Genomic DNA, 20,015 nt, shown 5'->3' with positions numbered 1-20,015 from the left:
TAAAAGTCGACATCCGATTTGTCGGCTGGGGTTCAGCCCTACCGATGATCAATCTTTGCCGGATGACAGCGCTCCAAACGCCCCAACACATCCTGCCCAAAATACCTTCTCAACAGATCATAAAGCTCGGGGTAAACCCCGATCAGCTGATCCGGCGCGGTGAAGAACAGTTCGCAGCAGACCGCGAAGCATTCGCCGGGGTGGGTGGCGGCGTAGTCGTCGATTGGCGTTTCTTCGCCACGTTCGAGATGCGTTTGGAGGTCGTCCCAGACGGCGGTGAAGACGCGATGCCACTCCTGGGCGGTGACGTCGCTCGCGCTGGCCAGCGGGGGGAAGCCGTCGACGTCTTGGGAGTTGCCCAGATCGAGCTTGTGGGCGAATTCGTGGATCACGACGTTGTAGCCGGTGAAGTCGCCGCTCTCGGCGACTTCGGGAATGGCGAGGACGACGGGGCCGCGCCAGGAGGTTTCCCCGGCGCGTTCGTCGTCGTATTCGTGCATCACGCCGGCGTCGTCCATCTCCTCGACGCGGCGGTGAAAGGCGTCGGCTAGCAACACGATATCGTTGACGTTGGCAAACGCTGCCTGGGCGTCGTCATTGTTCCAGCCGAGCGTGAGCAAGCAGGCCTGGGCGGCAATGGCGAGCTGGGCACCGAGGTCGAACTCGGCGCCTTCGCCCGCGGTCCAGCGTTTGGCGTGCACGAGCTGCCAGGCGCGCTGCCCCAGCCGCTCGGCATCGGCGTCGTCGAGCGCGGCGATCAGCGGCAGGCCGGTGCGGATCGGCTGCCAGATCGCCGGGTCGAACGGGCGCAGCTTGCGGGCCCGCGAGTCACGTCTTCGCCGCAGCCAGCTCATGCCTTAGCTCTCTTCCTGACGCCCCCCCGATTTCCACGACCAGTCACGCAGGCGCAGATCGTAGAGGTCGAGACGGCGGTCCTTCAGGTTGGTCACCGCGCCCTCGGAGCGGACGAGTTTCAATTTGGTGAGGTCGAGATCCGAGAACATGACCATCTCGGTGTTGGGCGTGGTCTCCGACATCACCGCATCATGCGGGAAGGCAAAGTCCGACGGCGAGAACACTGAGGATTGGGCGTACTGGATGTCGAGATTCTCGATCGATGGTACGTTGCCGACGCTGCCACAGGCGACGACGTAGCACTCGTTCTCGATGGCGCGAGCCTGGGCGCAGTGGCGCACGCGCAGGTAGCTGTTCTTGGTGTCGGTCCAGAACGGCACCATCAGCACATCCATGTCCTGTTCGGCGAGCAGACGCGGTAACTCCGGGAACTCCACGTCGTAGCAGATAAGGATGCCGACACGGCCGGCATCGGTTTCGAACACGCGCAGCTCGTCACCGCCTTCGACGATCCAGTCGCGGCGCTCCTGCGGCGTGATGTGCAGCTTAGCCTGACGATCGATCTCGCCGTCGCGATGGCAGAGGTAAGCAACGTTGTAGAGCTTGCCGTCCTCGCCTTTTTCGACCATGGAGCCGGCGACGATGTTGATGTTGTAGGAGACCGCCATGCGCGAGATTTCGGTCTTGAAGCGTTCGGTGAAGCCGGCGAGGAACTGGATCGCCTCGACCTGATCGGTCTGGTCGGTCAGCGCCATCAGCGGCGTGTTGAACAGCTCCGGGAAGACGGCGAAGTCGCTCTGGTAGTCGGAAATGGCATCGACGTAGAACTCGACCTGCTGCAGCACCGCCTCGACCGAATCGAATTCGCGCATCTGCCACTGCACCGCGCCGACGCGCACCTGGGTCCGGCGCGTCTCGATTACGCGGCTGGCCGGCTCGTAGAGGATGTTGTTCCACTCGAGCAGCGTCGCGTAGCCCATCGATTTTTCGTCTTCGGGCAGATACTTCTTCAGAAGCCGCTTGACCAGGAAGTCGTTGGCGAGCTGGAACGACAGGATCGGGTCGTAGAACTCCTTGCGCGCGACCCGATCGATGTACTCGGTCGGCGACATCTCGTCGGCGTGCTGGTGATAGTTGGGAATACGACCGCCGGCGAGGATCGCCCGCAGGTTCATCGAGCGGCAGAGATCCTTGCGCGCTTCATAGAGGCGCCGGCCCAGACGATAGCCGCGGTAGGCCGGGTCGATCAGCACGTCTAGCCCGTAAAGCGCATCGCCGTCATCGTCGTTGAGGATGATCTCGCGATGGCCGATCAGCTCGTCGTACTTGTGCGGGTTGGAGAAGTGGTCGTAGTCGACCTGGACCGTCAGCGCGACGCCGACGATCCGGCCGTCGTCCTCGATCACGATCTGACCGTCAGGAAATTCGCCGATCAGCTTGTCGATGGTGAGCTTCGACCAGGCACCGCCGATGTCGTCGTAGACGGCATCCATCAGCCGCTTGAGCTGCGGATAATCTTCGGTCGCGAGGTTGCGCAGATTGAGGTGCAGTTCTTCCAGAGACATTGAGCGCCTTGGGCCTCCATCGAGAGAGTCAGGGCGGCGCGCGAACCACGAGTCGTCATCATCGAGAGTCGTCGTCGAGGCGCGCGCCGAATAGGGAGAAAGTCTAACACGCGTTGCGATTTTGGCCCGGTAGGCGGCGCCAAGGTTCAAAGGGTGACCGATAAAAATAGCGCTATTCCAGCCTTTAGAAGTGCACACACCTGCCGACAATGCTCCCTGGATTCTAATTTTCCTTTGTGGCCGTTCAGCGGCCCGAGGCGAGCGATGAGCGTACTGCGCATTCTTCTGATCAGCCTGATGCTGTGGCCGCTTTGCGGCCCGGCGATGGCGCGCGCGCTGACCGAGGACGGCAGCGTGACTCTGAGTGGCTTCGGTACGCTCGGGCTTTTGCACAACAGTACCGACGAGGCGGAGTTCATCCGCGATATCGGTCAGCCGAAAGGGGCCGATGAGGGCTGGAGCGCGCGGACCGATTCGCTGCTGGGGCTGCAGATGGGTGCCAGGTTGAACGACGAGCTGGACGTGGTCGTGCAGGGCATCAGTCGCTATCACGATACCGGCAATTTCCGGCCCGAATTGAGCTGGGCCTTTCTGCGCTACACGCCGAGTCCCGCTGTCGTGCTTCGTGCCGGCCGCCTGGGCTGGGATGTCTATCAGCTCTCGGATTCGCGCTACGTCGGCTATGCCTACCCTTGGGTGCGTCCACCGGTGGATCAGTTCGGCTCGCTGCAACTGAGCCATATCGATGGCGCGGATGTCACGTTCAAGCATCCGATCGGCAGCGACATGATTCGACTCAAGCTTTATGCCGGTCGCTCGGATAGCACGATTTTTCTGACAGATGATCTGGAGGCGGATTTCGATGTCGACAAGGTCTATGGCGGTCATCTCGATTACGAGACGGGGCCGTGGCGTTTCCGGCTCGGCTATACCGAGGTGGACGCCGACATCCATTACGCGGGCGCACCGGCTGACCTGATTCGCCAGTATCTGCGTATCGATCCGGACCCGTTCTTCAATGACATGCTGGGCATCGACAATCTCAAGCTCTACTCGCTCGGGCTTACCTACGATTCCGGGCCTTATCAGTGGCAGGCGATGGTCAACCGGAGTCACACGGTGGGTGACAGTGACGTCGACTCGGGCTTTGTCTCGTTCGGCTACCGCGTCGGTCAGTGGCTACCGTTCGCGATGTTCTCGATCGTGGATACCTCGACGCCCGGCGGAGAAGATCAGAATGCGTTCGGGCAGCGGACCTATTCACTTGGTGCTCGCTACGACGTCACGCCCGGTATCGCGCTAAAAGCGCAGGTGGACCGCATTCATGTCGACCAGCCAGGATTCCTCTGGCGCAACCAAGACCAGGATTGGGGAGATTCATGGGCGACCATGTTCAGCCTCGGTCTGGACTTCGTCTTCTAGGAGAACGTCCATGAACCGAGTTCGAGCCTCTCTGTTCGTTCTGCTGCTGGCTACTGCGCTTCCTGCCTCGGCGGATATCGCTGTGGTGGTCAACAAGGACAGCGGCATCAGCCATGTTTCGCGTAGCGATGCGATCAACATCTTCATGGGACGCTATCGCAAGTTACCCAATGGCCATCTGGCGCTACCGATCGATCTGACTCCGCTCAAGGCGCGTTTCTATCGCGCGCTGGTCAACAAGGATCTGGCGACGGTCAACTCCTACTGGGCACGTCTCGTCTTCAGCGGCGAGGCTTCGCCGCCCCAGCAGCTCAAGAACGAGGCCGAGGTGCTGGAGCTCATCTCCAATAACGCCAACACGCTTGGCTACATGGATAGCGCTCACGTGACCAGCGACGTTCATGTCGTGCTGATCCTGGGTGAGTGATCCAATGTGCCGGCTCCTGAACCTGTTTCGGACCCGCCTTGCACTGCGCGCGACGGCGGCGATTCTGTTGATCGTCGTCATACTTGGCGTGATCTTCCTCGCGCTGGGCATATACCTGCGTACGCTGAGCGTGGAACGAGAGCAGAGCGACCGCATTCAGGAACTGTTGACGACCGTTGAACGTACCGCTCAGGTGGGCTGCTTTCTCGGGGACGCCAAGCTGACCCAGGAAGTGGTCGATGGGCTCCTGAGCAACGACATCGTCAGTTCGGTGACGGTCCGCGTCGGCAGCGGTGCCGTGTTGGCCTCGGGAAGCTCGGGAAGCGGCGGCCCGGCCAGTACAGCGATCTCCCGGGTCATCTACTCACCGTTCGATGCCGAGGATGCAGTGTGCAATATCAAGCTGCTGCCGGACCAGCAGCAGATCGATGCGCTGGTCAACAAGGCGTCGCTGTTCATCGCGCTGGCACTTGCGCTGCAGCTGACCGGAATCGGGATCTGCGTCGTGCTGGTCGTGGTGCGCTTCGTGACGCGGCCGATTACCAGTATTTCGCATCGCTTGAGCGAGCTGGAAGCGGAAACCGGGCAGAAGCTCAAGGCGCCGCGCGGCAATCGCGGCGACGAGATCGGTCAGCTCGTCGTTAGCGTCAACGCGATGATCGACAACCTGGTACAGAGTCTCGGCGAGGAGCGTCGACTGCGACTCGAGCGAGAGATCGAGGAACGTCGCTATCGTGCCATTTTCGACACGGTCGATGCTGGCCTCTTCGAGCTCGACGACGGCGGACGTATTCGAGTCGCCAACCCTGCCTTCCGCCGACTGTTCGACATCCCGCTATCGCACGATCTGACTCGTGAGCCGCTTCTGCTCGCATCCTGTATCTCGGAGGGGGCGCCGGAACCGAGCGAGCTGTTCGAGGCGAAGGCCGGCGGTCGCGACGAGCGGCAGTGGGAAGTCGGGATCGGCGACGAGGCCCTGAGACGCTGGGTAAACCTTTCGCTGAGCCCGCTTGGCGTCGGGCGGCTACAAGGGGTTGCGCAGGACATCACCGCGCGCAAGGAGGCCTCGGACGCCGCCGAGCGCATGGCCGTGACCGATCCCTTGACCGGGCTCGGCAATCGGCGCGGTTTCGAGCGCCGCCTGGCCGTGATGTCGCGTCACCATCGGCTCTATCCCGAACGCCGGCATGCGCTGTTGATGCTCGACTTCGACCACTTCAAGCAGATCAATGACACCTACGGGCATCACGCCGGGGACCGGGTTCTACGGCGCGTCGGCGGCATACTCGCCAACCTGATCCGGCAGCGCGATTACGTGGCCCGGCTCGGCGGTGACGAGTTCGTGGTGCTGCTCGAGGGGTGCGCTGACCGCGATGATGTGGAACGGCTGTTGATGCGGTTCATGGAGCAGCTGCAGACACCGGTGCGCATGCGCGACGGCGAGGAGGTGACGGTCGGTGCCAGTGTCGGCATCGCGATGCTGGGGCTGGATACCGACGACCCGCAGCAGGCGCTGCAGTATGCCGATATGGCGATGTACGCCGCCAAGCGGGCCGGTCGCAGCACCTGGCGCTTTCATGAGAGCGGGCGTGTCGCCGATCCTTCCTGAACTTTCGGCCGGGTGTCAGCCCGGCCGGTGCATCTTGAAACCGAGTTCGTCGCTGATCTCGAAGTAGTCCGCCGGGCCGCCGCCACGCAGAATCGGCCGTGCCTTCGCTGTCTGATAGACCCCGTCGGACAGCAGCGAGGCGTCGATGTGGACGCCGACCACCTCACCGAACACCATCCAGGTATCGAGCGCTTCGCCATCGGCGGATTGGAGTCGCAGCGTCTGTGTCTTGCGGCACTCGAACACGACCTTGGCCTCTTTCACGTGTGGCACGCCGACGACGCGAGAAGGTTCGGGCGTCAGTCCCGCCAGGTCGAATTCATTGACGCTCGAATCTACGGCGGCGCAGCTCTCGTTCATCGGCTCGGCCAATTCACGCGTGGCGAGCTGCCAGCAGAATTCGCCGGTCGCCTCGATATTGCGCACGCTGTCCTTGTAGCCGACGCTGGCGAAGCCGACGATCGGCGGAGTGTAGTTGAAGCCGTTGAAGAAGCTGTAGGGCGCGAGGTTCAGATCGCCGTCGGCATCCTGCGAGGAGATCCAGCCGATCGGACGCGGGCCGACAATGGCGTTGAACGGATCATGGGGTAGACCGTGTCCCAGGGCGGGCTGATAGAAGTGAGTATCTCGGGGCATGAGAGACCTCTGCGTCAGGAGTGAAAACGCCCGGTCCGAGCGGGACTCGGAACCGGGCGATGAAGGTGCAGCGTTGGCCGTCTATTTGCGCACGGCGCGGTAGATCGCCAGCAGCACGATGGCACCGATGACGGCGATGACGAAGCTGCCGAAATTGAAGCCCGACACGGAGCCGAAGCCCAGTGCAGTGCCGATCCAGCCGCCGACGACGGCGCCGAGAATACCGAGGATGATGGTGACGATAAAGCCGCCCGGATCCTTGCCCGGCATGATGAGTTTGGCGATGGCTCCGGCGATCAAACCGAAGATGATCCATGCGATGACGCCCATGGTGAACCCTCCTTGTCATGTCGTGTCGTTTCGCGTGCAGGCGACCGGTTCCTGGTCGCCGCTTGAAAACTAGCTCTCTCCTGCAGTGGCGGCAAGCTGGATGCTCCGGTTGCTAGCAGCCGCTGCAATCAGCCGGCGCGGCTCGCCAGAAACGTCAGCGTACGACCGTGGGCCAGCGCCGAAGCCTGCTGGTGATAGCTCGAGCGCGCCCAGCAGTTGAAGCCATGTTCGGCACCTTCGTAGAGGTGGACTTCAACTTCCGGATTGCCGATGAAAGCCTTGCGTGTCAGCTCGACGTGCTCGAGCGGGATGTGATCGTCCTCGGCGCCGAAGTGGAACTGTGTCGGCACCGCGAGTTCGCCGGCGCGGTCGAGAAACTGGGTCACGCCGCCGGCGTAGTAGCAGATCGCCGCATCGACGCCGGCATCCACGCCGCTCAGGTACGAGAGCACGCCGCCCATGCAGTAGCCGACCGAGGCGACCGGCCCGTCGCAGACCGGACTTGCCCGCAGGTATTTGACCGCCGCGCGCAGGTCGCTGATCGCCGTGGGAAAGTCGAGCGCGTCCTTGTGCGCCTTGGCGGCCTTCCAGTCTTCACCGTCGTAGTCGAGCTCGACGCCCGGTGCCTCGCGCCAGAACATGTCCGGTGCAATGACGGCGTAGCCATCCAGCGCATACTGTTCGGCCACGCCGCGGATATGACCGTTGACGCCGAAGATCTCCTGGATCAGCACGATGCCCGGTCCTTTGCCCTTTTGGGGCAGGGCCTGATAGGCCTTGAACGTCTTGCCGTCCTCGGCGGTGATCTCGACCCATTCGGTCTTGATTCGAGTTTGCGCGTCGGTACTGGACATGGTGACTCCCGTTAAATGGCGCGTGATGCGCGGTGAGCGATGAATGCCCCGGTCGGCACGCGAGATAGCGATGCCGTTCGAGGTAACGAGAACGCCTCCCGCAGTCTAGCAGCGCAGAGAAAACCTGCGCCTTGACGCTCGCGCGAGCCAGTTGCAACCGCAGGAGGGGCTGCTAGGGTCTTGTCACGCTTCGCTTCCGGACAACGCATGAACGGCATCGACATCGACGGGTGGGCCGCGCAGTTCGCCGGCCTCATCGCCCTGGGGTTCATCATCGCGGCCTTCTCCAGCCGGCAGGACGACCGCCTGCTGGTCTATCTGATCTTTGCCAATGTGGCGTTCGGCGTGCAGTTCGGCCTGTTCGGTCAGTGGGTCGCCGTCGGCATGTCGGTACTGATCGTGGTGCGGATCATGCTGGCACGCCGCTTTCCGAGGAATCTTCGGGTCATGGGCTTGATGCTGGCGGTGAGCCTCGCCGTGGCATTGGCGACGTGGCGTCACTGGTTCGATCTCTTTCCGTTACTCGCCGCGCTGCTGGGCACGCTGGCGATGTTTCTCTTTCGCGGCATCGCCATGCGCATACTGCTTGCCGGCGTAGCGTTCAGCTGGTTGATCAATGCCTTGATCATTGGCTCGATTGGCGGCGCCATCGCGGAGGCGCTCGCGCTCGGCACCAACCTCTTCACCCTGTGGCGGCTATCGCGTTTCCGCGCACGTCAGGCGTCGGCCGACTAGGCTGTAGCCAACGCCATCTCATCGACACAGGGAGTGTGTCCATGTCTCATGCCGCTCGACATCGCGGCGCCGGCTGGTTCGTCGGTCTTCTGCTACTGCTTTTCCTGTTGATCGTCGTTGGCCCCTGGGCGCTGACCACCTGGCTGGAGGGGCGCTTTTCCCGCTCGCTTGGCGAGCCGGTCCAGCTCGAGCGCGTCACCTTCAATCCGTTCACGGCAACAGCGGGATTTTCCGCGCTGCGCGTCGGCGAGGGTGACGAGCCGATGATCGTGGTCCCGCGTGGTGACGTCGCTTTCCAGTGGTCGACCCTGTGGCAGTCGGGGATTCACATCGCCGAGGCCCGCCTCGATTCACCGCGCCTGCATCTGGTGTCGCCGCCCGATGGCCCGCTCAACGTGACGACGCTCGGCAGCACGTCCTCCGACGATCAGACGAGTCAACAGACGACTTCCGGGAGCGGTGGCTCGTCGCTGAGCATCGACCGGATCGAGGCCAGCGGCGGCGAGATCTCGTGGGAGGACCGTCGTGTACCGCAGGGCGCCTCGATACACGCGACCGATGTTGATCTAACGCTGAACGATTACCGCGGCGGGAGCGATTCGCCCATGCAAGGGCAGGCATCTGGCACGTTCGGCGATGGCCGGATCGAGCTCGACGGCACCTTTGGCCTGGCCCCCTTTACCGGTGATCTCCATGTGTCCGCCCGTCATATTGGCGCGAAGATCGTCGATCCGTGGCTGACTCAGACGGTAGCCGCACGGGTAGCCAGCGGTCGTCTCGGTCTCGACGGCCGGCTGCGCTTCGGCCAGGCGGCTTCGGATCTGCTGCGCTACCAGGGCCAGCTCTCGCTCGACGACGTTGCCACCGTCGATACCCGGGACGCGCCGCTGATCTCCCTCGCTCATGGGGCTTTCGCGGATATCGATTACAGTGTCGGCGATCATCTGACGATCCAGCGCGCCACGCTTTCCGCCCCCGATGTGACGGCGCGAATCGAAGACGACGGTCGCTTCAATCTGGCCGCTGCGATGAGCGGATCCTCGTCCAGCGACGCATCGGGGAGTGATAAGGGCAGTGCGGGTAAAGGCAGTGACGCCGGCATCGCGGTCGCGATCAAGCGGCTCGACGTCGAGAAAGGCCGCTTCGACTTCGAGGACCGGCGTATCTCGCCGACGGTGTCACTCGATGTCAGCGAATTGCAGGGACAAATGAGCGGACTGGATACACGCAGCGACGCCCCGGTCGACTATCACCTGAACGGCAAGGTGAGCGATGGCACGCCGGTCATGATCGAGGGCGACGTCAGCTTTAGCCAGCCGGCGGCCGGGCATCTCCATCTGACGACCGAACGGCTGGCGCTGGCCGAATTCGCGCCTTATATCCGCCGCTTTGCCGGGTACCGCATCGATAACGGCAGCGCCGATCTCGATCTCGACTATCGTCTGCGTGACGGCACGCTCACGGCGCGTAACCACATCATTCTCAAGCAACTGAATCTGGGCAAGGAGGTCGATCCCGACGAAACCTCGCTGCCGCTCAAGAACTTGATCGGTCTGCTGCAGGCGGAGTCGGGCGTGATCGATCTCGACATTCCGATAAAGACCACGGTGGACGGCAGCACGCAGGTCGATATGAGTGTGGTGATCTGGCAAGCGCTGACCGAATCATTGGAAAACCTGGTCACCTCGCCGATCGACTCGCTGCAGGCGCTGATCGGCGGAGAGTGACGGCGATCGGGTCGTATCAGCGACGACGATCCTCGATCACCCGTCGGCCACGGATGCAGTCGGCCTCGTGGGGTTCATCGATCCAGGGTTCGGCGACACCTTCGTCGATCCAGGCGGCGACGGCGGGGTGATCGAGCAGCCGGCGGGCGTAAGCCGCAGACGCTTCGCTCAGCTCGAGCCCGTAGCCGCGGCCGCGCACGGCAACGGGGGCGAACATCGCATCGACGACGGTGAAGGTCTCGCCTGCCAGGTAGGGGCCGCCGAAACGTTCGAGTCCGTCGGACCAGAGCGCATCGAGCCGGGCAATATCCTTTGCCAGCGCCGCGCTCGGCGTGCCGAGTTCGATGGTGAGCGAGCAGTTCATCGAGCACTCGTCACGCAGCGCGGGGAATCCCGCGTGCATCTCGGCGGCCGCGCTGCGGGCCCAGGCGCGAGCGTCGCGGTCTGCCGGCCAGGCCGCCGGGTGTGCCTCGGCGATGGTTTCGAGAATCGCCAACGACTCCCAGATCACTCGCCCATCGTCGTGCAGGCACGGCACCTTGGCGGTGGGCGAGAACGCTTCGAAGGCTGCCTGTCTGCCGGCGCCCTCGAACGGTGTCATCACCTCCTCGAAGGGAATGTCGAGCGCGCGCAGCAGCACCCAGGGGCGCATCGACCAGGAGGAGTAGTTCTTGTTGGCGATGAAGAGTCGGTAGGTCATGGCGATTCCTTCGGCTGCGTCGTAGAGGGAAATGAGGCGGGACAACCCCGAGTATGCCCTCCATGCTGGCCGGCACCAACGAGATACGGCGCGCTGTCATGCATGAATCGAATAACGACAGTGCGGTTTGGACTTTTCGATTTCCGTCATTCGCCCCAACACTTTTGGCTAACCCCAGCAGGTCACTGGAACGCGAGCATGACGATCAGACTATTTTCGAGAAGCGCAACGAGGCAGACATGGCAGCGACTCCGCTGAGCGATATCAACAGCCCGCTAAGTGCCGATCAGGCGCAGCGTGTGCAGCAGGCGCTGGCGGATCTTGACGATGCCCAGCGCCAATGGCTGAGTGGCTATCTGGCCGGAATGGCGGCGCAGTCGTCGGGCGCGACGGGACAGTCGCAGCCGGCCGCAGGAACGACTCAGGCGGCCGCGCCAGCACTCACCGTGCTCTACGGCAGCCAGACCGGTAATGCCGAAGGCGTTGCCGAGCTGGCCGCCGAGCGTGCAACGGGCAGAGGATTCCGGTCAGAACTGTTGAGCATGGCCGACTGCGGCAAGAAGCAGCTCAAGTCGCTCGAGCGCGTGCTCGTCGTGGTCAGCACCCAGGGCGATGGCGATCCGCCGGACCCGGCGCTCGAATGTTACGAGCTGATGATGGGACGCAAGGCGCCGAAGCTCGAAGGCGTTCGCTTTGCGGTGTTAGGGCTGGGGGATGCCAGCTACGAGCATTTCTGTCAGACCGGCAAGGAGTTCGATGCGCGCTTGGCCGAACTCGGTGGCGAGCGGCTGGTGGATCGTGGCGATTGCGACGTGGACTACGAAGAGGCTGCCGAAGCGTGGATCGACCGCGTGCTCGAGACGCTTTCCGGCGACCTCGACAGCTCGTCCACCGATGGCGCGCCCGCACCCGAAACGGCGCAGACACAGACGGTCAAGGCGCCGTCGTACTCCCGGAAGCATCCGTACATGGCGGAGGTATTGACCGCTCAGCCGCTCAACGGTCGCGGATCGGACAAGCAGACGCTGCACCTGGAACTCTCGCTCGAAGATGCCGGGCTCGACTATCTGCCTGGCGACGCCGTTGGCGTCGTGCCGCAGAACGACCCGGCACATGTCGACGAATTGATCGAGACGCTCAAGCTCGACGCCGAGTCACCGCTCGACGAGGGGAGAGTGCTGCGCGAGGCGCTCCTGGCCGATCTCGAAGTGACGACGCTGACGCGACCATTCCTGAAGCAGTGGGCCGAATGGTCACGGGCGCCTGAGCTTCAGCGTCTGCTGGGTGAGGAGGCGCGCGACGAGCTGCGTGAGTGGCTTCAGGGGCGCCAGATTATCGATCTGATCGAGCAGTTCCCGGTCGAGGGTATCGATGCTGCGCAGTTCACGGCGGCGCTACGCAAGCTCCCCCCGCGGCTCTACTCTATCGCCTCCAGTCGGGCTGCGGTGGCGGACGAAGTGCATCTCACCGTGGCGGTGGTGCGCTACGAGACGCACGGCCGGGCGCGCAATGGCGTGACGACGACCTATCTGGCCGATCGTATCGAGCCAGGTGATCGGGTACCGATCTATATCGATCACAACAAGCAGTTCAAGTTGCCTGATGATGACGACGCCCCCTTGATCATGATCGGCCCCGGTACCGGCGTTGCGCCGTTTCGTGCCTTCCTGCAGGAGCGTGAGGAGCGTGAGGCGAGCGGAGACAACTGGCTTTTCTTCGGCGACCGGCGCAAGCGAAACGACTTTCTCTATCAGACCGAGTGGCTCAAGTGGCGCCAGCAGGGGCTGCTTACCCGGCTGGACGTCGCGTTCTCTCGCGATCAGGCCGAGAAAGTCTACGTTCAGGATCGTCTGCGTGAACGTGCCGAAGCGCTATTCACCTGGCTCGAAGCCGGCGCCTACCTTTATGTGTGCGGCGATGCCGAATTCATGGCGCCGGACGTGCATCAGGCGCTGAAGGACGTGATCCGCGAGCAGAGCGGCTGCGATGCCGAGGGGGCGGACGATTACCTGCGCCGTCTTCAGCAGGAGAAGCGCTACCTGCGCGACGTCTACTAGGAGGTCGGTCTCACCGGCAAGGAGAACATCATGGATATCATCGCCAAATTGCGCGACGTGCCGTTCGACGAGCTGCATCCTAATGAACGGCTCAAGGTCGAGAGCGATTATCTACGCGGTTCGCTCGAGGCCGGACTGGCTGACGAGGCGACCGGCGCGGTGGCCGAGGACGACACCCAGCTTACCAAGTTCCACGGTTTCTATATGCAGGATGACCGTGACCTGCGCGACGAACGCCGGCACCAGAAACTCGAGCCGCTCTACAGCTTCATGGTGCGCCTGCGTCTGCCCGGCGGCGTGATCTCGCCGGCGCAGTGGCAGACGCTCGACGATGTCTCCTCGCAATATGCCAACGGCACGCTGCGAATCACCACGCGGCAGACGTTTCAGTATCACGGCGTACTCAAGGAAAACCTTCGCGCGCATCTGCAGACGATCGACAGCGCGATGATCGATTGCATCGCCGCCTGCGGTGACGTCAATCGCAACGTCATCTGCAGCGCCAATCCGCATCGTTCCAAGATTCACCGTCAGGTGTACGACCTCAGCCGCTCGATCAGTGAGCGGCTGTTGCCCAGCACCCGCGCCTACCATGAGATATTTCTCGGCGAAGAGCGCGTGGCCGGGGGGGCCGAAGAGCGAGAAAAATCGCTTAACGCGGCAGCGGGCGGCGAATCGGTCCCCGATCCCAACGAGCCCCTCTACACGCGCCACTATCTGCCGCGCAAGTTCAAGGTCGCACTGGCGATCCCGCCGGAGAACGATGTCGATCTATTCGCTCACGACGTCGGCTTCATCGCGCACGTCGAGAGGGGAGAGCTCGAGGGTTTCACCGTCTGCGTCGGCGGCGGCATGGGCATGACTCACGGCGAGCCATCGACCTTTCCGCGCCTTTCCGATCCGATCGGATTCTGTTCGCCGGAGGCCGTACCCGCGGTTGCCGAGGCGATCATGTTGACCCAGCGCGATAACGGCAATCGCCGCGACCGCAAGCAGGCGCGGCTCAAGTACACCGTCGAGTCCATGGGGCTCGACGCCTTCAAGGCAGAGGTGGAAGGCCATCTCGGTGAGCCGCTGGCGCCGGCGCGGGAGTACCACTTCAGCGACAACGGTGACCGTCTCGGCTGGGTCGAGGGCGACGACAGCCTCTGGCATTACGGGCTGTTCGTGCAGAACGGCCGGATTGCCGACTTCGACGAAGGGCCTCAACTGCGCAGCGGCCTGCGCGAGATCGCCGAAACTCACGATGGCGACATCGTGCTCACCACCAACCAGAACCTGATCGTCACTCAGGTATCGTCGGAAAAGCGGGGCGATATCGAGGCGATTCTCGATCGCCATCGGCTCGTCGCCGATCATTCACGACTGCGGCGCAACGCCATGGCCTGCGTGGCGTTTCCGACCTGCGGTCTGGCAATGGCCGAGAGCGAGCGCTATCTGCCGTCACTGATCGACAAGCTCGATGCGGTGATGAATGAGGCGGGGCTCGCCGACGATGCCATCATCGTGCGCATGACTGGATGCCCCAACGGCTGCGCGCGGCCCTATCTGGCCGAAATCGGTTTCGTCGGCAAAGCACCGGGTCGCTATAACCTCTACCTTGGCGGCGGCTTCAGCGGCGAGCGGTTGAACAAGCTCTACCGCGAAAACATCGACGAGGCGACGATCCTCGACGTGCTTGAACCATTGATCCAGCGCTACGCCCAAGAGCGGGAAACCGATGAACCCTTCGGCGATTTCGTCATTCGCACCGGTGTGATCCAGGAGACAAGGGCCGGTCGCGAGTTTCACGACGCCTGAACCTTGAGAGTTCCCGAGAAGCTGCGAGCGCCCTAGAAGCGGCGACCCCATGGTTCCCTCTAGTGAACTGGGGTTTTTCTGTGTAAAACTCGCCCTGACGTCGGAAACCCGATGTCAGCGCACGGGTCGAAAGAAGCACCGGGCGGGAGAGGCGCCGCTCGAATGGCGGCGGGTCGAGGGCCGAACGTCGCCAGCGAAATCGGATCGGATAGCGGGAAGTGCGAAGGAGGAGAAGATGGCGCAACGGCGCGTGGAGGCAGTCGAGCGGGCGCTCACCCTGCTCGAGGCGTTTTCGCCTCAACGCTCGGCAATGACGTTGACCGAGCTTTCGCAAGCGACCGGATTCTACAAGAGCACGATCCTGCGGCTGATGGCATCGCTCGAGCACTACGGTTACGCCGTGCGTGACGATCGCGGTGTCTATCATGTCGGCCCGGCCATCGCGCGGCTGGCACCGCTGGCTGTCGAGAGCGACAGCCTGGAACGCTTGATACGCCCGACGCTGACCACCCTTCGTGACGCCACCGGAGAGACGGCCGCTTTCTATATCCGCGACGGCAAGCAGCGCCGTTGCGCCCTCGTGGAGATCGGCCAGCGCGAGGTGCGTCATCACCTCGAGGAGGGGGCCGTGTCAGCACTGGAGCGGGACGTCGTCAGTCGCGCGCTTTGCGATGAGGGGGCGCCCGGCGAGGTCTTCATCGAATGGGATGTCGCTTGCGCCGGTCTCTGTGTGCTGGCCGTTGCTGTCCACGGACCTGAAGGACGCGTGATGGGGGCGCTCGCCCTTTCCGGGGCGACGCCGCGTTTCGTCGACGAGCCCGATGGCGAACTGACTGCGGCATTGCGTGCCCGGCTCGCGGCGCTGGTCGCCAGCTGGCCCAAGAGGGCGAGTGCGCTGGGAACGCCGGATAGCGAGCTGTTCAACGCTACCCGCGCGCCTGGCGTCTGTCCCGAGAGTTGATCTGTCGCTGGCGTGCGGCGTCGAAGGCAGGCTTTCAGTAATTTTTTTCCAGGATGTTTGACGCTATGTCCTTTCGACAATCCATTCGCATCAATAAGTACATCAGCGAAAGCGGCATGTGCTCTCGGCGTGAAGCGGATCGCTTCGTCGCGCAGGGCAACGTCTGGATCAACGGGCGGCGGGCGACGACCGGCGATCAGGTCGTGCCGGGGGATCGGGTCAAGGTCAACGGGCAGGAGATCGAACCGGTGGCGGAGGACGGTTTCGTGCTCATCGCGCTCCACAAGCCGGTGGGTATCGTCAGCACCACCGAGTCGAGCGAGAAGGCCAACATCGTCGACTTCGTCGGCCATGGGGTGCGCATCTTCCCCATCGGCCGGCTGGACAAGGATTCCGAGGGGCTGATTTTCCTCACCAGCAACGGCGATCTCGTCAACAAGATCCTGCGGGCGGACAACCACCACGAGAAAGAGTATCGGGTGACGGTGAACAAACCGATCACCGAAGCCTTTATCACCGGCATGCAGGGCGGCGTGCCGATCCTTGGCCAGGTCACCAAGCGCTGCCAGGTCGAGAAGGTTTCGACCTTCGTCTTCACCATCACGCTGGTGCAAGGACTCAATCGCCAGATCCGTCGCATGTGCGAGTACTTCGGCTTCGAGGTCACCCAGCTCGTTCGTACCCGGATCATGAACGTCTCGCTCAAGGGGCTGGCGCGGGGAGATTGGCGCGATCTCACGCCCAAGGAGATCGACGGGATTCTCGCGCTCACGCAGCAGTCCGAGAAGGCAGCCGGCAAGCGGCCGGCATCACGCGGCAAGGTGTCGCCGAAAGCCGGTGCGAGAACCGCCAACCGCGGAGAAGGCAAGTCCACGGCTGGCGGCAAGCCCGGCGGCGTGAAGCCTAAATCGGCAGGCGGCGGCGGGCGAAAAAGTGGCCCGACTACTGGACGTAAGACAGCGAAAACCGGCGCAACGGGGACGGGTAAACCGCCAGCCAAGGGAAAGGCATCATCCGGCGGACCGCCCGGCAAGCGTAGGTCGTCGAACCAAGGCAAGGCGTCGAACCCGGGCAAGACCACGAACAGGAATCAGCCTGCGGGAAAGGGCAAGCCGGCCGCCAAGGGCAAGCCATCGAAGACGAGCAAGCCGGCCGGCGCCACGCGAGGGCGCTCGTCGCCGGGTTCGCGCAAGAAGCGTTGAGGCGAACGGATTCCCTCGGCGCTTGCCTCTTGTCTCGCCCGCTACCTCTTGCCCGTCACATCCCGCCTGTCGCCTCGTTTGCGGCTCTCCCGCCTCCGTCCGCACAACGGCTGACCGCGATGATGTATCGTCGCGGCGAGTCGCCCGACAATCAGCGAATCGCGCCAGCTCCCGCCTTCGCCACCTGCACGTCCTGATCCGGCTTGACGCCGGAGACGCCGACGCTGCCGATGATCTTGCCATCGTGAAGGACGGGGACGCCGCCGGCGAGCAGGGCTGTCATCGGGGCGGTGACGAATGCCGTGCGACCGTTGTTGATCATCTCCTCGAACTGCTGTGTCTCGCGCCGGCCGATGGCGGCGTTGCGAGCTTTCTCTGTCGCGATGGTGGCGCTGTTGGGTGAGGCGCCGTCCAGGCGTCGCAGTGCCAGCGGATAACCGCCGTCGTCGGCGACGACAATGGTAACTGCCCAACCCTGCGTCTCGGCCTCGTGCTGTGCGGCATCGAGAATGGCATTGACGTCTTCGAGTTCCAGTACGGCCTTGGTCAACATCGTTCGGCTCCTGTGAAATGAGTGGAGAAGCGTTAGCTGCGAGTTACGAGTTACGAGCAAAAGCTGAATCCAGCGGTCTTGTGTCGAGAACGCGGTCTCTATGCCATGAGTGCGTCATCGACGATCTCGATCCAGTGGCGCACCGGGGTGCGTCCGGCGCTGGCGAGGTGGCTCTGACAGCCGATATTGGCCGTCACGATGGTTTGCGGATCGCCGGCTTCCAGCGCATCGAGCCGGTTGTCGCGAAGCTGCCGGGCGAGCGTTGGCTGAGTGATCGAGTAGGTGCCGGCGGAGCCGCAGCACAGGTGGCCGTCGCGGACCGGGGCGAGATCGAAACCCAGGCGGGCGAGCACCGCCTCCACCGCGCCGCCGAGCTTCTGCGCGTGCTGCAGGGTGCAGGGGCAGTGGAACGCCAGCCGTCGCGGATCGCGCTGTTGAACGCCGAGCGCCTCGATATTCTCCTCGCGCACTATCTCCACCAGGTCTTTCGCCAGTTCGCTGATGCGCTTCGCCTTGACCGCGTAGGCGGGGTCGTCGGCGAGCATCTCGCCATACTCCTTGATGAAGGCGCCGCAGCCGCTGGCGGTCTGGACGATGGCTTCAATCCCCGCTTTGCCCTCTTTTTCGATCATCGGCCACCATGCGTCGATATTGGCGCGCATGCGTTCGCGACCGGTGGCCTGGGCGTTGAGGTGAAAGTCGATCGCGCCACAGCAGCCGGCCTCCATCGCCGGGCGAACGCCGATGCCGAGCCGGTCGAGCACGCGGGCGGTGGCGTCGTTGGTATTGGGGGCGAGTCCCGGCTGCACGCAGCCTTCCAGGATCAGCATCTGGCGCGAGTGCCGATCGGGATCGGGGCGTCGTCCGGCGAGCCGGCGGTGGGCTGCCTTGGGTGTTTGCCGTGCGGGGATCTTGTCGCGTAGTTCGAATGGCGCGAGCGGGCGAAACGTCTGGCCCAAAGCTAGTAGGGCCTGGAATCGCTTGGGCTCGACCATCGTTGCGCGTAAGCCGAGGCGCAGGGCGCGCTCGCTCGGCCGACGCCCGACGCGACGGTCGATCTCGGCGCGACCGATATCCAGCAGTTTGTGATATTCGACCCCGGACGGACAGGTGGTCTCGCAGTTGCGGCAGCTCAGACAGCGGTCGAGATGGAGCTGGGTCTCGCGGGTGACGTGATCATCCTGCTCGTCGCTCTCCAGCAGTTCCTTGATGAGATAGATACGTCCGCGCGGGCCGTCGCGTTCGTCGCCGAGCAGCTGGTAGGTCGGGCAGGTCGCGTTGCAGAAGCCACAGTGGACGCAGCTGCGCAGAATACGGTCCGCCTCGCCAATCTGCGGCTGGGTGCGGGCTTGCTCGGAGAAGTGAGTCTGCATGATGGTCTCCTGCCGGTGTCGTTGCCTACCAGTCGGCGTAGAGCCGGCCGGGATTGAAGAGGCCCTCGGGGTCGAGGCGTGACTTGAGCTGGCGGTGGTAGCGTGACATCACCGGCGGCAGGGGCGTGAAGGGCGAACTCTCGCTGCCGCAGGGCGTGAACCGGGTGGCGTGGCCGCCAGCTGCCTGGGCGGCTTCGAAGATGGCGATATCACGTTCGCCGCTGCGCAACCACACCTGAGTACCGCCCCAGTCGATCAGCCAGTCGCCTTCGATTGCGGGGCGGCTGGCGCGGGACGGCAGTGACAGCCGCCACAACGGGCGCGGGTCCGGCTCGAGGAAGAGCGGCAGGCGATGCTCGCGCAGATCCTCCCAATAGCGATGGCTCTCCTCCTCGCCGCCGATTCGCTGGCGTGTCGCATTGACGGAGCCTTCGCCGCCCTCCAGTCGCAGGTGCAGGATGCCTCGATTCCCATGCGACGCTGGCTCGAAAGCGGCGCCGGTGATCGGCAGCGGCAGGCGGCCCCATTCGCACAAACGCTGGCGCGCCACCTCGGCGAAGAGTTCGAGCCGCAGACAGGCCGAGGCGGCCGGCTTCGGCAGCACCTTGAACGAGATTTCGGTCAGCACGCCGAGCGTTCCCTGGGCACCGACCATGAGTCGCGAGAGATCGTAGCCGGCGACGTTCTTCATGACCTCGCCACCGAAGCGCAGATGCTTCCCCTCCTGGGTGATGAGTCGAACGCCGAGCACGAAATCGCGCACGGCTCCGACCCAAGGGCGGCGCGGGCCGGAGAGTCCGGTGGCGACCATGCCGCCGACGGTGGCGGACTCGCCGAAGTGGGGCGGTTCGAATGCCAGACGCTGGCCGTTGTCGGCGAGCAGACGCTCGAGATCGCCAAGCGCCGTACCCGCACGCGCGGTGGCTACCAGCTCGACGGGGTCGTAGTGGACAACGCCGCGGTGACGGCGCGTCGAGAGCTCGGCACCGGCGCAGATGCTTCTGCCGTAAAACGCCTTGGTGTTACCGCCGGCGATGCGTAGCGACGTCTGCTCGACGCGAGCCCGGCGCACCTGCTCGCACAGAGCCTCGCTGTCATCGGCGTCCTGCTCGATGGCGTTCGGCGTCGGGCCTGGCTCGTTCGGCCGTGCGAACTCCGGCCGTCGATCCTGCAGATGTGGCATGGCGCGGCTCCTTGGCTGAAAGACAG

Annotated in this window: 18 protein-coding genes; 9 read left to right on the top strand and 9 right to left on the bottom strand. The window is 63.7% G+C overall.

The genetic code is table 11. The annotated features are described in order from the left end of the window. Nucleotides 1–38 precede the first annotated feature (38 nt). The gene (locus IE125_RS07800; protein ID WP_189444084.1) at nucleotides 39–854 is read right to left on the bottom strand and encodes a M90 family metallopeptidase; all 816 of its coding nucleotides are present in this window, start codon (nucleotides 852–854) and stop codon (nucleotides 39–41) included. Nucleotides 855–857: 3 nt separating this feature from the next. After that, nucleotides 858–2,420 (bottom strand): bifunctional GNAT family N-acetyltransferase/carbon-nitrogen hydrolase family protein, encoded by a 1,563-nt coding sequence (locus IE125_RS07795; protein ID WP_189444083.1) that lies wholly within the window; start codon nucleotides 2,418–2,420, stop codon nucleotides 858–860. 264 nt (nucleotides 2,421–2,684) lie between these two features. On the opposite strand from IE125_RS07795, the gene IE125_RS07790 reads away from it, so the two are divergent. The 3 genes from IE125_RS07790 to IE125_RS07780 are packed head-to-tail and all read left to right on the top strand — an operon-like array spanning nucleotide 2,685 to nucleotide 5,878. After that, nucleotides 2,685–3,842, top strand: coding sequence for a porin (locus IE125_RS07790; RefSeq protein ID WP_189444082.1), 1,158 nt, complete (start codon nucleotides 2,685–2,687; stop codon nucleotides 3,840–3,842). Nucleotides 3,843–3,852: 10 nt separating this feature from the next. After that, nucleotides 3,853–4,269 carry a type 2 periplasmic-binding domain-containing protein gene (locus IE125_RS07785; RefSeq protein WP_189444081.1) on the top strand — a complete coding sequence of 139 codons (417 nt, stop codon included), beginning with the start codon at nucleotides 3,853–3,855 and terminating at the stop codon, nucleotides 4,267–4,269. 4 nt (nucleotides 4,270–4,273) lie between these two features. Continuing rightward, nucleotides 4,274–5,878, top strand: a complete 1,605-nt coding sequence (locus IE125_RS07780) for a sensor domain-containing diguanylate cyclase (RefSeq protein ID WP_189444080.1) — start codon at nucleotides 4,274–4,276, stop codon at nucleotides 5,876–5,878. Nucleotides 5,879–5,893: 15 nt separating this feature from the next. On the opposite strand, the gene IE125_RS07775 is transcribed toward IE125_RS07780, so the two are convergent. The 3 genes from IE125_RS07775 to IE125_RS07765 all read right to left on the bottom strand — a co-directional run bounded on the left by IE125_RS07775 (nucleotide 5,894) and on the right by IE125_RS07765 (nucleotide 7,698). After that, nucleotides 5,894–6,514 (bottom strand): flavin reductase family protein, encoded by a 621-nt coding sequence (locus tag IE125_RS07775; RefSeq protein WP_189444079.1) that lies wholly within the window; start codon nucleotides 6,512–6,514, stop codon nucleotides 5,894–5,896. Between the two features lie 81 nt (nucleotides 6,515–6,595). Beyond that, the gene (locus IE125_RS07770) at nucleotides 6,596–6,844 is read right to left on the bottom strand and encodes a GlsB/YeaQ/YmgE family stress response membrane protein (RefSeq protein WP_189444078.1); all 249 of its coding nucleotides are present in this window, start codon (nucleotides 6,842–6,844) and stop codon (nucleotides 6,596–6,598) included. Between the two features lie 128 nt (nucleotides 6,845–6,972). After that, nucleotides 6,973–7,698 carry a dienelactone hydrolase family protein gene (locus IE125_RS07765; RefSeq protein ID WP_189444077.1) on the bottom strand — a complete coding sequence of 242 codons (726 nt, stop codon included), beginning with the start codon at nucleotides 7,696–7,698 and terminating at the stop codon, nucleotides 6,973–6,975. Between the two features lie 180 nt (nucleotides 7,699–7,878). Here IE125_RS07765 and IE125_RS07760 point away from each other — a divergent pair, with 180 nt between their 5' ends. Together IE125_RS07760 and IE125_RS07755 are read left to right on the top strand one after the other, a co-directional pair. Beyond that, a complete protein-coding gene (locus tag IE125_RS07760; protein WP_229808984.1) occupies nucleotides 7,879–8,433 on the top strand; it encodes a YgjV family protein in 555 nt (184 codons plus the stop codon). A 41-nt stretch (nucleotides 8,434–8,474) separates the two neighbouring features. After that, complete coding sequence (locus IE125_RS07755; protein ID WP_189444076.1) at nucleotides 8,475–10,160, top strand: DUF748 domain-containing protein; 1,686 nt, start codon at nucleotides 8,475–8,477, stop codon at nucleotides 10,158–10,160. Nucleotides 10,161–10,176: 16 nt separating this feature from the next. Here IE125_RS07755 and IE125_RS07750 read toward each other — a convergent pair whose 3' ends face one another. Beyond that, nucleotides 10,177–10,860: a glutathione S-transferase family protein gene (locus IE125_RS07750; RefSeq protein ID WP_189444075.1), complete on the bottom strand. Its 684-nt coding sequence runs from the start codon at nucleotides 10,858–10,860 to the stop codon at nucleotides 10,177–10,179. A 239-nt stretch (nucleotides 10,861–11,099) separates the two neighbouring features. Here IE125_RS07750 and IE125_RS07745 point away from each other — a divergent pair, with 239 nt between their 5' ends. The 4 genes from IE125_RS07745 (at nucleotide 11,100) to rluF (ending at nucleotide 16,880) form a co-directional block, all read left to right on the top strand. Beyond that, on the top strand, nucleotides 11,100–12,917 hold the full coding sequence (locus IE125_RS07745) for an assimilatory sulfite reductase (NADPH) flavoprotein subunit (protein ID WP_189444074.1): 1,818 nt from the start codon (nucleotides 11,100–11,102) through the stop codon (nucleotides 12,915–12,917). Nucleotides 12,918–12,947: 30 nt separating this feature from the next. Continuing rightward, a complete protein-coding gene (locus IE125_RS07740) occupies nucleotides 12,948–14,717 on the top strand; it encodes an NADPH-dependent assimilatory sulfite reductase hemoprotein subunit (protein ID WP_189444073.1) in 1,770 nt (589 codons plus the stop codon). Between the two features lie 235 nt (nucleotides 14,718–14,952). Then, nucleotides 14,953–15,678: an IclR family transcriptional regulator gene (locus IE125_RS07735; RefSeq protein WP_189444072.1), complete on the top strand. Its 726-nt coding sequence runs from the start codon at nucleotides 14,953–14,955 to the stop codon at nucleotides 15,676–15,678. A 65-nt stretch (nucleotides 15,679–15,743) separates the two neighbouring features. Next, on the top strand, nucleotides 15,744–16,880 hold the full coding sequence (gene rluF / locus IE125_RS07730) for a 23S rRNA pseudouridine(2604) synthase RluF (RefSeq protein WP_189444071.1): 1,137 nt from the start codon (nucleotides 15,744–15,746) through the stop codon (nucleotides 16,878–16,880). Nucleotides 16,881–17,031: 151 nt separating this feature from the next. Here rluF and IE125_RS07725 read toward each other — a convergent pair whose 3' ends face one another. The 3 genes from IE125_RS07725 to glcE form a co-directional block, all read right to left on the bottom strand. Beyond that, nucleotides 17,032–17,433 carry a GlcG/HbpS family heme-binding protein gene (locus IE125_RS07725; RefSeq protein ID WP_189444070.1) on the bottom strand — a complete coding sequence of 134 codons (402 nt, stop codon included), beginning with the start codon at nucleotides 17,431–17,433 and terminating at the stop codon, nucleotides 17,032–17,034. A gap of 98 nt (nucleotides 17,434–17,531) precedes the next feature. Next, nucleotides 17,532–18,806 (bottom strand): glycolate oxidase subunit GlcF, encoded by a 1,275-nt coding sequence (gene glcF, locus IE125_RS07720; protein ID WP_189444069.1) that lies wholly within the window; start codon nucleotides 18,804–18,806, stop codon nucleotides 17,532–17,534. Between the two features lie 25 nt (nucleotides 18,807–18,831). Continuing rightward, complete coding sequence (gene glcE, locus IE125_RS07715; RefSeq protein WP_189444068.1) at nucleotides 18,832–19,989, bottom strand: glycolate oxidase subunit GlcE; 1,158 nt, start codon at nucleotides 19,987–19,989, stop codon at nucleotides 18,832–18,834. Nucleotides 19,990–20,015: the final 26 nt, after the last annotated feature.

Source organism: Salinicola rhizosphaerae (assembly GCF_014652715.1).
Classification (GTDB): Bacteria; Pseudomonadota; Gammaproteobacteria; order Pseudomonadales; family Halomonadaceae; genus Salinicola; species Salinicola rhizosphaerae.
Note: the sequence above shows the minus strand (reverse complement) of the source record. Positions and strands in the feature narration are given on the sequence as shown.

Bases quoted from the DNA above. Each gene is read 5' to 3' on its own strand.
- IE125_RS07800 (WP_189444084.1), bottom strand. From the start codon at position 854: ATGAGCTGGCTGCGGCGAAGACGTGACTCGCGGGCCCGCAAGCTGCGC.
- IE125_RS07795 (WP_189444083.1), bottom strand. From the start codon at position 2,420: ATGTCTCTGGAAGAACTGCACCTCAATCTGCGCAACCTCGCGACCGAA.
- IE125_RS07790 (WP_189444082.1), top strand. From the start codon at position 2,685: ATGAGCGTACTGCGCATTCTTCTGATCAGCCTGATGCTGTGGCCGCTT.
- IE125_RS07785 (WP_189444081.1), top strand. From the start codon at position 3,853: ATGAACCGAGTTCGAGCCTCTCTGTTCGTTCTGCTGCTGGCTACTGCG.
- IE125_RS07780 (WP_189444080.1), top strand. From the start codon at position 4,274: ATGTGCCGGCTCCTGAACCTGTTTCGGACCCGCCTTGCACTGCGCGCG.
- IE125_RS07775 (WP_189444079.1), bottom strand. From the start codon at position 6,514: ATGCCCCGAGATACTCACTTCTATCAGCCCGCCCTGGGACACGGTCTA.
- IE125_RS07770 (WP_189444078.1), bottom strand. From the start codon at position 6,844: ATGGGCGTCATCGCATGGATCATCTTCGGTTTGATCGCCGGAGCCATC.
- IE125_RS07765 (WP_189444077.1), bottom strand. From the start codon at position 7,698: ATGTCCAGTACCGACGCGCAAACTCGAATCAAGACCGAATGGGTCGAG.
- IE125_RS07755 (WP_189444076.1), top strand. From the start codon at position 8,475: ATGTCTCATGCCGCTCGACATCGCGGCGCCGGCTGGTTCGTCGGTCTT.
- IE125_RS07750 (WP_189444075.1), bottom strand. From the start codon at position 10,860: ATGACCTACCGACTCTTCATCGCCAACAAGAACTACTCCTCCTGGTCG.
- IE125_RS07745 (WP_189444074.1), top strand. From the start codon at position 11,100: ATGGCAGCGACTCCGCTGAGCGATATCAACAGCCCGCTAAGTGCCGAT.
- IE125_RS07740 (WP_189444073.1), top strand. From the start codon at position 12,948: ATGGATATCATCGCCAAATTGCGCGACGTGCCGTTCGACGAGCTGCAT.
- IE125_RS07735 (WP_189444072.1), top strand. From the start codon at position 14,953: ATGGCGCAACGGCGCGTGGAGGCAGTCGAGCGGGCGCTCACCCTGCTC.
- rluF (WP_189444071.1), top strand. From the start codon at position 15,744: ATGTCCTTTCGACAATCCATTCGCATCAATAAGTACATCAGCGAAAGC.
- IE125_RS07725 (WP_189444070.1), bottom strand. From the start codon at position 17,433: ATGTTGACCAAGGCCGTACTGGAACTCGAAGACGTCAATGCCATTCTC.
- glcF (WP_189444069.1), bottom strand. From the start codon at position 18,806: ATGCAGACTCACTTCTCCGAGCAAGCCCGCACCCAGCCGCAGATTGGC.
- glcE (WP_189444068.1), bottom strand. From the start codon at position 19,989: ATGCCACATCTGCAGGATCGACGGCCGGAGTTCGCACGGCCGAACGAG.